This window comes from Pseudomonas sp. A39, from assembly GCF_058145955.1.
Genome location: NZ_JBYVMD010000020.1, coordinates 1 through 13,148 on the forward strand (window position 1 = coordinate 1; position 13,148 = coordinate 13,148).

Genomic DNA, 13,148 nt, shown 5'->3' on the forward strand with positions numbered 1-13,148 from the left:
CACACCGCTATCGGGGGCAAGCCCCCTCCCACATTTGGATCGCGGTCTAACCGTTAGATGGCGGTGGGCTGTCAGGCAGCCGGCGGGAGCAAGCTCCCTCGCCACAGGTTCAGCGCCATAGCCAGAATTGTATAGATACCGATGCCCCGATGGCGCTGAATCAGTCACCTGATGAATCGACTGACACACCGCTATCGGGGGCAAGCCCCCTCCCACATTTGGATCGCGGTCTAACCGTTAGGTGGCGCTCGGCTGTCAGGCCGCCAGCGGGAGCAAGCCCTCTCCCACATTTGGATCGCGGGGTAACGGTTAGATTGTGGTCAGCTGTCAGGCAGCCGGCGGGAGCAAGCTTCCTCGCCACCGGTCCAGCGCCATATCCAGAGTGGTGTAGATACCTAGGGCCATCGAGCTCCCACAGGTAAGCTGCGGTTTATTCCCTATTGGGTTTCCAGTTCAAGCCGCAAGCTATGGTCAGACAGGTGCTGGCTATCCTTCACCACTGCGCGGGTACGCCGCCCCTCCAGCGCAAACACCACGGTCTGCGCCGCGTGCAGATCGTCCGGCAAAGGCTGGAACACCTTCAGCACAGTCCCGCCAGCTCGCCGTTGCACGCTCACTTGGCACTCGACATGCTTGGCCATGGGCCCAAAAAGCGTTTCCTGGGTGTAATCAATGCGCGCCTTGCCATTGACCGGTATGGATAAATTCATGTTTGTCACTCCCTGATCAAGCCTGGGCGCGCGCGTCCGAGCGGCGCCATTGTACGTGGGTAATACCGAACTTTTCGGCTTGCTGCTGGCTGGTCTTCTTCACTTGCTCGCGGGCGAACCGACCGATACGGCCCACCCCTGCGTCACAGCTTGCCCAGTGCCAGGCTTCTGCTGCATCAAGCTTTTCCAGGCGAATGATGAAGGACTTGGGTTCACCGTGCAGGCTGTAGTCGATCACAAATAGTTTTGCGTTATTCATTGGTCCATTAACCCTCCATGTATAAACAAGTGATCGTCCCGTGCCGCAAAAATTCACTCGGATTCTCCAGCGGTGGTCATTACCATGGCGACTCTTCCTTGATTGATGTGCATCCCCATGGCCCTGGCCGCGCCCCCCGACCTCAGTGACCACGCCGTTCCCGTACAGCCCTTGGCGCGTACCTACCCGCGTGGGCTGTACGTGGAGCCGCATAGCCACGAATGGGGCCAGTTGCTCTACGCCATGAGCGGCGTGATGTGGGTCGAGACGCCCCGTGAAGCCCTGGTGGTGCCGCCTCAACGTGCGGTGTGGCTGCCGCCGGGGGTGGAACATGGGATCCGCGTGGTGTCGGATTTGCAGATGCGCAATATCTACCTGCGACCAGCATTGGCAGCGACGCTGGACAGCCAGGTGCAGGTGATCGAGGTGGGAGGGCTGCTCCGCGAGTTGATCGTCACGCTGGTGGACGAGGGCGACAACGGTGAGGCGGCGTACTACGACGCGGTGGTCAGCCTGGCCTTGCTGGAGCTGCAACGGGCGCGCCGCTCGCCGATCCGCATCGCCATGCCGGTTGAGGCTGACCGTCGACTGATCAATGTCTGCCAGGCGGTCATGGCCGCGCCCTCCCTGGAGATCCCTTTTGAGCAACATGCCGAAACCGCTGGTGCCAGCGTGCGCACCCTGGCGCGGTTGTTCCAGCACAACCTGGGCATGGGCTTCGCCGAGTGGCGTCGCCAGGTGCAATTGGCCACGGCGGTGGCGGAATTGATCCAGGGCCAGTCGGTCAGCGGGATTGCCCGCTCGCTCGGCTATTCACCCAGCAGCTTCAGCGACATGTTTCGCCGCGAACTCGGCGTGGCGCCCTCGCACTACGCCGGTTGAACGGATGGCCGAAATCCTGAAGCACTTGGCCGATGCTTCAGGAAACGCCTCTCTACACTGAGCGCCTCTCACCACACGGCGCTGCTCACCATGAACTATCTGATTTCCCTCGCCATCGGCCTGTTTGTCGGCGTGATCTATGGTGCCCTGGATTTCCGCTCGCCCGCGCCCCCGGCCATCGCCTTGATAGGCCTGATGGGCATGCTGCTGGGCGAAAAGCTCTGGCCCATGGGCCGGCAGCTGGTGGGCACCTGGTTGTCTTGACCTGCTTTTTTTCTTCGATGGATATTGGCCATGAAAGCACTGCAATTTACTGCCACCGGCGATCTCGCCGCCCTCGGCTTTGTCGACGTCGCCACCCCGGTGCCGGCCGCGGGTGAAGTGCTGGTACAGATCAAGGCCGCGGGCCTCAACCCCAGCGACGTCAAGAACGTGCTCGGCCGCTTCCCCTACACCACCTTGCCACGCATTCCCGGCCGCGACTTTGCCGGTGTCGTCGTGGAGGGGCCACAGGAACTGGTGGGTCAGGAAGTCTGGGGCACCGGCCGCGACCTGGGGTTCTTTGCCGACGGTTCCCACGCCCAGTACCTCACCGTGTCGGCCAAGGGTGTGGCGCATAAACCCACCCACCTGAGTTTTGCCCAGGCCGCGAGCCTCGGCGTACCGTACACCACCGCCTGGGACGCCCTTGAGCGTAGCGGGGTGATCCAGGGCACGCGCTTGTTGGTGATTGGCGCCAATGGCGCGGTGGGCAGCGCGACCCTGGCCTTGGCGAAAATCCGCGGCGCCCAAGTACTGGCCGCCGTGCGTCGACCGGAGCAGGTTGAAGTCTTGCAAGCGCAGGGCTTCGAGGCGATTGCCCTGGGCACGCCGGAAGAACTGGGTGCGCAGGTGAATGCCGTGTTCAAGGGCGGCGCCGATGTGATCTTCGACACCACCGGTTTCTGGCTGCCGGCGGCCGTGGCGGGCCTGGCGCCGTTCGGTCGTATCGCGATTATCGCGGCACCGGTGGACGGTCATGTGCAACTGCCGGCCCTGGCCCTGTATCGCAAGGGCGGCTCGGTGGTGGGGATCAATTCGCTGCTCTACAACGGCGAGCAATGCGCGGTGATGCTGGAACAGTTCGGGCGCTTCTTTGATGAAGGCTTGCTGCCGTTGCCGACGGGCTTGCGTGAAGTCGCGTTGGCAAATGGCGTGGAGTGTTACGAAGAAGTGAACCAGGGCAGCCCCGACAAAATCATCTTCCTGCCCTGACACGGTGAAAATGTGGGAGGGGCTTACTCCTCCCACCTGTCGATCTCCATCAAGCTTCGGGAACACCTTTCTCCCAGGCCGACCAGTTCTTCAGGATCGCCTGTACCAACGGGTTGCCCGTGCGGTAGAGGTTCTCGAGCGCCGGCACGAAGCCGCCTTGATCGGCGTATTTCAGCAGGTTGTCCACTTCGCTGTAGCCAGGGTAAGGGCGGTCGAAGTCCGAGCCGGCACGTACCACCGCCAGGCGCTGGATATCCACCAAGCCTTCGCGGCTGGCGCGCAGCAACGCTTCATAGGTGGAGTTGTCTTCCTGCTGGGTGGTGCAGTATTCACCTTTGTTGTCGGTCAGCAGCTTGGTCCAGACTTCGGCACGTTCGCTGAGGCGTGTGCCGGAGAACCAGGTATTGCCGGCCAGCGTGTCGCAGCGGGTGACCTGCGGCGGTTGGTTGGCAGGGGCGGCGGGGTAGTGTTTGCGCCAGGCGCTGGATTCCTTGCTTTCCGTCAGCTCGACGTTGTGCGACAAGGCGAAGGCCTTGGCCTGCAATTTGGGATTCAGCTCAAACACTTCGGTCTTGTAGTCCAACGGTGGTTTTTCGTTGGGGCCCTTGGTGTTGATGCCGATATAGCCGGTCGGCCAATCCTTGGGCGCGTCCCGTGAGTCCAGCTCCCACTGGGTGCCGAACTCCACCAGGTAATGCGCCCAGGCGGCGGTGCCGAGGGTGCCGTGCTTGGGGCTGATACCGGCGATCCCGGCGATCAGGAAGTAGCTCTGGCGCAGGTCGAACTTGGGCGACAGCGCCAATGCCAACGTGGACGCGGCGGCATTGGTCTGGCCCATGCCCGTCACCAGCAGGCACACGTCCTGGGTGTTGCAGCGGATCACCGGGTATTCGGCGGACAGCCCTGGTACACGCACTTCCTGCTTGAGTTCCAGGCGATCAATCCAGGTTTGCGCCTCGGGGGCGAACATGGTGATCAGCATCACCTTGGGTTTGATCGGCGCAGGCGTATTCGCCAGCACCACATGGGGTAGCAGCGCCAGGCCGACAGCCATCGAGAAGCCGGTAACAGAGCGACGGGTAAATGCTTTCATCTATAGCTCCTTGATCAGAATTGGTAGCCCACGCCGGCGTAATAACCCCAGCCGTCGGAGCGGGCGCGGAAGTTGCCTTCGCCGAAATTCAACTCGCTGCCGTCTTCCCAGTTGCCGCCGTTATGGAAGTAACGGCCGACCAGGGTGAACCGCAGGTGGGTAAACGAATACAACAGCACGTTGGTGGCCACCACGGAATTGGCGGTGCGCGCCGGGTTGTCCTTGTGCAGGTCCGAGCCGAAATCGTAGTTGGTGAAGCCGATATAGGTCAGTGAGGCGCCGTTGTCGAATTTGCCGATGGGCACGATGTACTTCATTTGCGCGCGGTAACCGTCCCAGGAATATTCATTGCTGGCACCATAGTTTTCCCACTGGTAACGCCCGTAGAAGTTGGCCGACAGGTTGACCCGCGAGTGGGTGTCAATGTCGGTGCCGAGGCCGCTGTACAGGGTGTTGGCGCGATTTTCCTTATTGCTGCCGTGGTCGTAGATCCAGTCGAACGCGACATACCATTCCTTGAACGGCCCGATGGCGAGGCTGCGGCCTGCGAGGTAGTCGATGGAGATACGTGGCTCATGCTCCATGAACACGGGCGAGCCATGGTCCCACACACCTTTGTCATTGCTGTTGCCGATGGTGAGGATCTTCGGCACGTCGATATAGCCGTATAGCTCGAAGGGGCCTTTGCGGCCGAAGTATTCGTACTCCAGGTAGATATCATCCTGCGGCTTGGGGCCGAAACTGATGTCTTTGCTGCCGATCAACGTCAGGTCCTGGTTGAACCAGTCCGACAGGTACACGCCTTTTTTTGCCGGGTTTGCCTCAGGGCTGAGCGTTTCGCCCTGTGCTGAGTCATCGACAGGTTTTTCCTGCGCCAAAATGGGAGCGCTGAGTACTCCCGTAACGGCAGCCAGTAGCAAGGAAACACCAAAGGGGGTAGGACGCCTTGAGGTGAAGTGCATTGAAAATCCCTATTCGTACGCGGTTTAGACCCGATGCTTCGGGAAGAGGTGAACTGGGTGGCCAAGTTCATACCGCAAACGTTTGCACAGGTTGTACCAACTTTGCTCAATCGATTGATCAGCCTGCAAAAAAACGGGATTAGTCGACCTTTTGGTCAGAATTGACTGGGTGTCATTTTTTCAATGCGCTGGAACAGGTGCATGGCTGTTTCCCGCCGATAGTCACTCGGTGTCTGGTTCATTTCGATCCGGAAGTGCCGATTGAAATTGGACAGGTTGGCGTAGCCCACTTCAAAGCAGATATCGGCCACCGACATATCACTTTGCAGCAACAGCCGGCAGGCGCGTTGCACGCGGAACTTGCGCATCAAGTCGATAAAACCGTGGCCAGTGTTGCGTTTGAAGAAACGCGAGAAGCCCGGTTCGCTCATGTCCAGTTGTTGTGCGATCACCGACAGGCGCACATCGCCCGTCAGCTCGCGCATCAAATAGTCGAACGCCTTGTTGATGCGTTCGGCGCTGCGTGCGTCCAGGGTCGGCGCATAGCAGGGGCTGGCCAGGGCCTTGACCTGTTGCGTCGGCGCATTTTTCAGGCTGTCGAGCAGTTGCAGGAACAGGATCAACCGTTGCAGGCCCTGGGCGTTGCCGATGGCTTCCATCAAGTGCGCTGCCTTTACAGCGGCCTCGCCAATAAATTCCAGGCCACGACGGGCCTGTTCGAACAACGCCGAGAGGTCCCCGAGCTCCGGCAGGGTCTTGCGCAGGGCGAGGAGGGCGGCGCCGTCGAATTGCAGCACCACGTCGCGGCCGCTCAGGTATTCGCCGGGCGCCAGCTCACCGATCCAGTCGTGGGGCAGATCGGGGCCGATCAGTGCCACATGCCCGGCACTGAACGCACCAATGTAGTCGCCGGCCACCAGCTTGCCGTTGCCCTGGCGGATCAGGTGGATTTCGAATTCAGGGTGGTGGTTCCAGCGCGCCAGCTCATAGGGATAGTCGTGTTCGAACCAGCGAAAGCAATGATCCGGTTCGGGCAGGATCACTTCGAGTTCGGCGGGACGGTGTTCGAACAGTTGGGCGCGGCTGATGGGCATGGTAATGCCTCTTGTATGGGTGGAATCGCCTCAAAATACGCGGGTTGGCGATACCCGCGCTACCCCCGGTTTCGCTTGGCACTGATACTTTTTTAACTGACAGGCGACGGTTAAAAAAGTATCAGTCGAGCATCCGCCCTGCGTTTGTGAGGGCCTGGCCAAGCTGCTGTAATCGGCCCTCAACAACAAAAACAACAGGTGGAAACCGCTATGTTCAAGCTCCCGCAAGCGTTGTTCCTGCTTTCCGGCCTGGCATTGGCCATGCCCGGCCAGGCTGCCGACACCGTCACCATCGCCACGGTCAACAACAGCGACATGATCCGCATGCAGCGCCTGTCCAAAGTGTTCGAAGCACAGCACCCGGACATCAAGCTCAACTGGGTGGTGCTGGAAGAAAACGTGCTGCGCCAGCGCCTCACCACCGATATCGCCACCCAGGGCGGGCAGTTCGACGTGCTGACCATCGGCACTTACGAAACCCCGCTCTGGGGCGCCAAGCACTGGTTGGAACCGCTGACCCAGCTGCCCGCCGATTACGACGCCAACGATATCTTCCCCTCGGTACGCCAAGGCCTGTCGGTCAATAACACCCTGTACGCCTTGCCGTTCTATGGCGAAAGCACCGTCACCTATTACCGCACCGACCTGTTCAAGCAGGCAGGCTTGACTATGCCGTCGCATCCTACCTGGACCCAGCTCGGCGAGTTCGCCTCCAAGCTCACCGCCAAGGATAAGGACCAATACGGCATGTGCCTGCGCGGCAAGGCCGGTTGGGGCGAGAACATCGCCTTGCTGAGCACCATGGCCAACGCCTTTGGCGCGCGCTGGTTTGACGAGCAGTGGAAGCCCGAGCTGACCAGTCCCGAGTGGACCGCCGCGGCCAATTTCTACGTCAACACCCTCAAGCAATACGGCCCGCCGGGCGTGTCCAGCAACGGCTTCAACGAAACCCTGGCGCTGTTCAACAGCGGCAAGTGCGCGATCTGGGTCGATGCCAGCGTGGCCGGCTCCTTCACCACCGATAAAAGCCAGAGCAAGGTCGCCGACAGCGTCGGTTTTGCCGCCGCGCCGACCGAAGTCACTGATAAAGGCTCGTCATGGCTCTACGCCTGGTCCCTGGCGATCCCGGCCACGTCCAAGCACAAGGACGCCGCCAAGGCCTTTATCAGTTGGGCGACCTCCAAGGATTACATCCAACTGGTCGCCGACAAGGAAGGCATCACCAACGTACCGCCCGGCACCCGCCAGTCCACCTACAACGAGGCGTACCTGAAGGCCGCCCCGTTTGCCCAGGTGACCCTGGAAATGATGAAACACGCCGACCCCGCGCACCCATCGGCCAAGCCGGTGCCGTACGTGGGCATTCAATACGTGACGATCCCTGAGTTCCAGGCCATCGGCACCTCGGTCGGCAAGCTGTTCTCGGCGGCGCTGACCGGCGGCATGTCGGTTGACCAGGCCCTGCTGCAAGCGCAGTCCACCACCGAGCGCGAGATGAAACGCGCCGGTTATCCGAAGTAATTTTTGACGGGACATACCCATGAAACGACTGGAAGGTAAGAGCGCGCTGATCACCGGATCGGCGCGCGGTATCGGCCGCGCCTTCGCCCAGGCCTATATCGCCGAAGGCGCCACGGTGGCCATCGCCGATATCAACCTGCAACGGGCCCAGGCCACAGCGGCTGAACTGGGCCCACAAGCCTATGCGGTAGCCATGGACGTCACTGACCAAGCGTCCATCGACAGCGCGATTGCCGCCGTGGTGGCCCAGGCCGGCAAGCTGGATATTTTGATCAACAACGCGGCGCTGTTCGACCTGGCGCCCCTCGTCGACATCACCCGTGACAGCTATGAACGGCTGTTCTCGATCAACGTCGCCGGCACGCTGTTCACCCTGCAGGCCGCTGCGCGGCAGATGATCGGCCAGGGCCACGGCGGCAAGATCATCAACATGGCCAGCCAGGCCGGGCGCCGGGGCGAGGCGCTGGTGGCGGTCTACTGTGCGACCAAGGCAGCGGTGATCAGCCTGACGCAATCGGCGGGGCTGAACCTGATCAAGCAGGGCATCAACGTCAACGCCATCGCACCGGGCGTGGTGGATGGGGAACATTGGGATGGGGTGGACGCGTTGTTTGCCAAGCATGAGGGGCTGGCGCCCGGCGAGAAGAAAAAGCGGGTAGGGGATGAGGTGCCCTTTGGACGGATGGGCACGGCGGAAGATTTGACCGGGATGGCGATCTTCCTGGCCTCGCAGGAGGCCGACTATGTAGTGGCCCAGACCTACAACGTCGATGGCGGCAACTGGATGAATTGACGCCGCCTACTCGGCGAAACTTCGATCAAAGAAGTAAATGTCCCCAGGCTTCAGGTTTTCCACCGTCGCCTGGGGCCTGCCGCCTTCACCCTGCTTCTTGCGCCCCGTCTCCCGCAGATACCCCGCCTCGGTCAGCTTCAACATGCGCTGGCGAATACTGGTCTTCAACACCGGCCGTGCCAGCACCAGGGAAAAGATCGTGGTCGCTTCCGGCGCGCTGAATTCATTGCCCAGGAACATCAGCGGCAAGCTGCTGTACAGCGACTTTGAAAACAGGCGTTCCTGTACCGATGCCACGATCATGTTGTGATCGAACGGCAGCTTGATGCTGCCGTCCGCCACGGCATTCAGTGAATACCAGGCTTGATGCTCGCCGAGCGTCACCTCATCCGCCACGATCGCCAGGTAGTACGTGGACGACGACCAGCAACGCGGGTCGCGAAACGCATCGCCCACCGTGCCGACTTGCTCGTTCCAGGCCAGTTCAAACCCCACCTTGTCACCCGCCCGCAAGCGCTCCACCGCATCCTGGAGGCGCAGATCTTGCACGCTGCCATTCACCACCACCCCCGGCAACGCCCAGTGCCCGGCGAACGGCTCGGCGTCGCGTTTGTTCAGCAGCAGCTTCAATTCGCCCGCGCGGCGGCAGTAGAACAGTACGCACAGGTCGACGGTGTGGAGGTAGGCGCTAAGCGGCATGTGAACTCCTTGCGAATAACAATGGGGCACAGTCTAACGGATCAAACAGATATGTCATGTACTGACGCCAGGATAGATAACCAAATGTTTCTTGCAATGAAAGTACATGACGTGTACTTTTGTTTCCAGGCCACAGGAGAAACGCCATGACCCTCGCGAAAACCGCCATTGCCTCATTCGACGTCGACGCCCAGAAGAGCTTCACGCCACTGTGCCCCAACGAGTTGCCTGTGGCCGGCGGTGACCAGATCGGTGCCGAACTCAACTACATGGCCAGCCTCGCCGGCCATCGCGTCGGCAGCAAGGACGCCCACACCCCGCACGCTCCCTGGGTGGTGTCGCAGCACAGCGAGATGCTGCAACCCACCGGCCTGGCTCATGCCGATGTGACCTGGGTGAGCCACTGCGTCCCCGGCACCGAAGGCTTCACCCTGCTGGACGCGTTGCCCACGCCCTATGACTACGATTACTTCATCTGGAAAGGCGTCGAACCCGACCTGCACCCCTACGGTGCCTGCTACCACGACCTGCACGACAAGCTGTCCACCGGCGTCATTGAGTACCTCAAGGCCCAGGGCGTCACCCGCGTGATCGTCGGCGGCCTGGCGCTGGACTACTGCGTCAAGACCACCGCGTTGCAACTGCTCAAGGCCGGCCTGGACGTGGTCCTGCACCTGCCGGCGTGCAGGGGCATCACGGAAGAGGGCGGCGTACGGGCCGTCAATGAATTGCTCAAGGCCGGTGCCGTCATCAGCAGCACCCGCGAAGAACTGGCCGCAATGGCCACGCGTTAAGGAGAGACACCATGGAAAGTGCATACGACTACGAGTCCCCGGTGATCCAGGGCTTGCTCGACACCGACTACTACACCTTCACCATGATGCAAGCCGTGTTGCACCAGCACCCGAATGTCGATGTCGAGTACAACTTCATCGTCCGTTCGAAGGAAAAACTCGGCCACCTGATCCCCGAGCTGCGCGCCGAACTTGAAAAAATGGCCGGCCTGCACATGCGCGAAGGCGAGCTGCGCTTTCTGTTCAACCCACGCTTTCGCGAATACCTCACGCCGGATTACGAGCGCTTCCTTGGTCTGTTCCGCTTCAACCTGCGCTATATCCACGTCAGTGAAGTCGACGGCCAGCTGAACATCCGCGTGGTCGGCCCGATGCTGCACTGCATCATGTTCGAACAGCCGGTACTGGCCCTGGTCAGCGAACTGCGCAACCGCGACAAATACCCTGACGTGACCCTCGAAGACGTCACCCGCAAGCTGTACCAGAAGTTCGACTGGCTGGAGAAAAACCTCAGCCGCGATGAACTGGCCGACTTGCGCGTCTCCGACTTCTCCACGCGCCGGCGCCTGTCGTTCAAGGCCCAGCGTGAAGTGGTCGACATCATGCGTCGCGACTTCCCCGGCCAGTTCGTCGGCACCAGCAACGCGCACCTGGCCTACGAATTCGACCTGCCGCTGATCGGCACCATGGCCCACCAATGGCTGATGGTGCACCAGCAACTGGGCCGGCTGCGCGAAAGCCAGAATGCCGCGCTGGAAAACTGGGTACGTGAATACCGTGGTCGCCTCGGGATCGCCCTGACCGACTGCATCAGCACCGACTTTTTCCTCAAGGACTTCGACCTGTACTTCGCCAAACTGTACGACGGTCTTCGCCAGGATTCCGGTGATCCCATCGCCTGGGCCGACAAGGTGCTCGCCCGCTACAAGCAATTGGGCATCGACCCGATGACCAAGGACCTGATGTTCTCCGATGGCCTCAACTTCGAGAAATGCCTGCCGATCCTGCGCCACGTGCGTGGCAAGGCCAAGTTCGGGTTCGGCATGGGCACCAGCCTGGCCTGCGATGTGGAAGGCGTCGAGCCGCTGAGCATCGTGATGAAGCTGGTGCGGGTACACGGCGAACCGGTGGTGAAATTCTCCGATGACCCGGTCAAAAACGTCTGCGAAGACGCCTCGTTTTTGCAGTACGCAGCACAAGTGTTCAACGTTGGCAGTGTGGAGGTGTGACATGCAAGAACGTATCGCACGGGAACTGAATATCAACCGCGCGCTGGTCCAAGGCGGCGAGCCTGAGGAAATCCAACGGCGCATCGACTTCATCAAGGCCACCTTGCGCCACTCAGGCTGCAAGGCCCTGGTGCTTGGCATCAGCGGCGGCGTGGACTCGCTGACCGCCGGCCGCCTGTGCCAACTGGCGGTACAGCAACTGCGCAGCGAGGCGTACGCCGCACGCTTTATCGCCATGCGCCTGCCCTACAAGACCCAGGCTGATGAACGCGACGCCCAGTCCTCCCTGGACTTCATCACCCCGGACCACATCGACACCCTGAACATCGCCGCCAGCGTCGACGGCCTGATGGCCAGCCTGACCGCCACCGACGCCAGCGCCGAACACGTCGATTTCATCAAGGGAAACGTCAAGGCCCGCACCCGCATGATCGCGCAATACGCCGTGGCCAACCTGCACAACGGCCTAGTGGTTGGCACCGACCATGGCGCCGAAGCGCTGATGGGCTTTTTCACCAAGTTTGGCGACGGCGCCTGTGACCTGGCCCCGCTGTCGGGCCTGACCAAGACCCAAGTGCGCCTGTTGGCCAGCGCCCTCGGTGCACCCGTCAACCTGGTGCAAAAACCGCCCACTGCCGATTTGGAAGAACTGGCGCCGGGCAAGCTCGACGAGCATGCCTATGCGTGCACGTACGAAGAGGTCGACGCCTACCTGATGGGCGAACCGGTGAGTGAGCGGGTCAAGAACCTTGTGGAACGCGCCTACCTGAAGACCGCCCACAAACGCGCGCTCCCCATTGCTCCGCTGTAGCCGCCATCAGCGTTCGATGGACCGACTCCACCGCGCATTCCACTCCGGCCGCGCTTGGTTGACCTGGTCCCAATCAATCGAAATCGCGGTCTGCAGGTAACCCTGCATGGCTTCCACTCGCGCGCGGGTCTTGTCGGTGGTCGGTGTGGTCGGGTTCGACGGAATCTGGTCACCTTCCTCCAACGCTGGTGCCTGGGCCTCGGCGGTCAGCAAAAAGGCCGCGAGTTTCTGCGCCAGTTCCGGTTGGTCGTTGCGCGCGATCACGCATTCGGCCACGTTCAGCACCACCGCGCCTTCCTTGGGTTGTGCATATTCCATCGGCACGCCGAGCAGTTTCTGGGTGGCGACCTGGGTCGGGGTGAGGGGGAAGATCGCGGCTTCGTCGGTCTGCACCATCTCGGAGATTTTCGCCGAGCTGGCGATGTACTCCAGCACGTTGGGGCCGACGGTTTTCGGCCAGGCCTTGAAGCCGGGCTCGACGTTGGTTTCGTCGCCGCCCTGGATGCGGTTGAACATCAGGAAGCCGTGCAGGCCGAAGGTGGACGACGCCAAGGACTGGAACACCACTTTCTCCTTGAAGCGCGGGTCGGCCAGGTCCATCCATGAGGTGGGCGCGGCCCAGCCTTTTTCCTTGAACATCTTGGCGTTGTAGCCCAAGCCGGTGACGCCGAGGGTCACGGCCACGGCTTCCTCCTTGATTCTGGCCTTGGCCGGGATCTGTTCCAGGGGCGGGCTGGGCGCCAGCTTGTCGCACAGGCCCATGGAGATGGCGCGGTACATGATGCCGTCGTCGAGGAACATCACGTGCATCTGTGGGTTGTCTTTGTTGGCCTGGATCTTGGCGAGGATGTCCGACGAGGTGCCGGGCACGATCACCACCTTGACGTTATTGGCCTTTTCGAACGCGGGTAGCACCTTGTCGGCGTACACCCGTTCCATGGTGCCGCCGTTCATGCCCAGGTACAGCGTGGGCGCGGCGTGCGCGGTGGAAGCGAGCAGGGCGAGGGACAAGCAGGACAGCGCAATACGTGGGTTCATGGATGTTTT

Annotated in this window: 15 protein-coding genes; 8 read left to right on the top strand and 7 right to left on the bottom strand. The window is 61.4% G+C overall.

Features of this window, described 5'->3' with window-relative positions:
* Nucleotides 1–437: 437 nt before the first annotated feature.
* Together AC3ZU9_RS16610 and AC3ZU9_RS16615 are read right to left on the bottom strand one after the other, a co-directional pair.
* Nucleotides 438–710, bottom strand: coding sequence for a hypothetical protein (locus tag AC3ZU9_RS16610; RefSeq protein WP_046036226.1), 273 nt, complete (start codon nt 708–710; stop codon nt 438–440).
* A 16-nt stretch (nt 711–726) separates the two neighbouring features.
* Complete coding sequence (locus AC3ZU9_RS16615) at nt 727–969, bottom strand: DUF6555 family protein (RefSeq protein ID WP_012723682.1); 243 nt, start codon at nt 967–969, stop codon at nt 727–729.
* A 117-nt stretch (nt 970–1,086) separates the two neighbouring features.
* Here AC3ZU9_RS16615 and AC3ZU9_RS16620 point away from each other — a divergent pair, with 117 nt between their 5' ends.
* The 3 genes from AC3ZU9_RS16620 to AC3ZU9_RS16630 all read left to right on the top strand — a co-directional run bounded on the left by AC3ZU9_RS16620 (nt 1,087) and on the right by AC3ZU9_RS16630 (nt 3,105).
* A complete protein-coding gene (locus AC3ZU9_RS16620) occupies nt 1,087–1,851 on the top strand; it encodes an AraC family transcriptional regulator (protein ID WP_046036228.1) in 765 nt (254 codons plus the stop codon).
* Between the two features lie 90 nt (nt 1,852–1,941).
* A complete protein-coding gene (locus AC3ZU9_RS16625) occupies nt 1,942–2,115 on the top strand; it encodes a DUF1427 family protein (RefSeq protein WP_012723684.1) in 174 nt (57 codons plus the stop codon).
* A gap of 30 nt (nt 2,116–2,145) precedes the next feature.
* Nucleotides 2,146–3,105, top strand: a complete 960-nt coding sequence (locus AC3ZU9_RS16630) for a quinone oxidoreductase family protein (RefSeq protein ID WP_490090995.1) — start codon at nt 2,146–2,148, stop codon at nt 3,103–3,105.
* 49 nt (nt 3,106–3,154) lie between these two features.
* Here AC3ZU9_RS16630 and AC3ZU9_RS16635 read toward each other — a convergent pair whose 3' ends face one another.
* From AC3ZU9_RS16635 to AC3ZU9_RS16645, 3 genes are all read right to left on the bottom strand, one after another.
* Nucleotides 3,155–4,198 carry a purine-nucleoside phosphorylase gene (locus AC3ZU9_RS16635; protein ID WP_320400574.1) on the bottom strand — a complete coding sequence of 348 codons (1,044 nt, stop codon included), beginning with the start codon at nt 4,196–4,198 and terminating at the stop codon, nt 3,155–3,157.
* 14 nt (nt 4,199–4,212) lie between these two features.
* Nucleotides 4,213–5,160 (bottom strand): nucleoside-specific channel-forming protein Tsx, encoded by a 948-nt coding sequence (locus tag AC3ZU9_RS16640; RefSeq protein ID WP_046036232.1) that lies wholly within the window; start codon nt 5,158–5,160, stop codon nt 4,213–4,215.
* A gap of 155 nt (nt 5,161–5,315) precedes the next feature.
* Nucleotides 5,316–6,254: an AraC family transcriptional regulator gene (locus tag AC3ZU9_RS16645; RefSeq protein ID WP_012723688.1), complete on the bottom strand. Its 939-nt coding sequence runs from the start codon at nt 6,252–6,254 to the stop codon at nt 5,316–5,318.
* A gap of 210 nt (nt 6,255–6,464) precedes the next feature.
* Between AC3ZU9_RS16645 and AC3ZU9_RS16650 the strand changes: the two genes are divergently transcribed.
* A complete protein-coding gene (locus AC3ZU9_RS16650; protein ID WP_490090996.1) occupies nt 6,465–7,775 on the top strand; it encodes an ABC transporter substrate-binding protein in 1,311 nt (436 codons plus the stop codon).
* A 19-nt stretch (nt 7,776–7,794) separates the two neighbouring features.
* Nucleotides 7,795–8,568: an L-iditol 2-dehydrogenase gene (locus AC3ZU9_RS16655; RefSeq protein WP_490090997.1), complete on the top strand. Its 774-nt coding sequence runs from the start codon at nt 7,795–7,797 to the stop codon at nt 8,566–8,568.
* A 6-nt stretch (nt 8,569–8,574) separates the two neighbouring features.
* On the opposite strand, the gene AC3ZU9_RS16660 is transcribed toward AC3ZU9_RS16655, so the two are convergent.
* Nucleotides 8,575–9,267: an NUDIX hydrolase gene (locus AC3ZU9_RS16660; RefSeq protein WP_490090998.1), complete on the bottom strand. Its 693-nt coding sequence runs from the start codon at nt 9,265–9,267 to the stop codon at nt 8,575–8,577.
* Nucleotides 9,268–9,413: 146 nt separating this feature from the next.
* Here AC3ZU9_RS16660 and AC3ZU9_RS16665 point away from each other — a divergent pair, with 146 nt between their 5' ends.
* The 3 genes from AC3ZU9_RS16665 to nadE are packed head-to-tail and all read left to right on the top strand — an operon-like array spanning nt 9,414 to nt 12,101.
* Nucleotides 9,414–10,061, top strand: coding sequence for a nicotinamidase (locus tag AC3ZU9_RS16665; RefSeq protein ID WP_046036236.1), 648 nt, complete (start codon nt 9,414–9,416; stop codon nt 10,059–10,061).
* 11 nt (nt 10,062–10,072) lie between these two features.
* Nucleotides 10,073–11,290 (top strand): nicotinate phosphoribosyltransferase, encoded by a 1,218-nt coding sequence (gene pncB, locus AC3ZU9_RS16670; RefSeq protein WP_046036237.1) that lies wholly within the window; start codon nt 10,073–10,075, stop codon nt 11,288–11,290.
* A 1-nt stretch (nt 11,291) separates the two neighbouring features.
* Nucleotides 11,292–12,101: an NAD(+) synthase gene (gene nadE, locus AC3ZU9_RS16675; protein WP_490090999.1), complete on the top strand. Its 810-nt coding sequence runs from the start codon at nt 11,292–11,294 to the stop codon at nt 12,099–12,101.
* Between the two features lie 6 nt (nt 12,102–12,107).
* Here the strand turns inward: nadE and AC3ZU9_RS16680 are convergent, their stop codons facing one another.
* On the bottom strand, nt 12,108–13,139 hold the full coding sequence (locus tag AC3ZU9_RS16680) for an ABC transporter substrate-binding protein (RefSeq protein WP_490091000.1): 1,032 nt from the start codon (nt 13,137–13,139) through the stop codon (nt 12,108–12,110).
* Nucleotides 13,140–13,148: the final 9 nt, after the last annotated feature.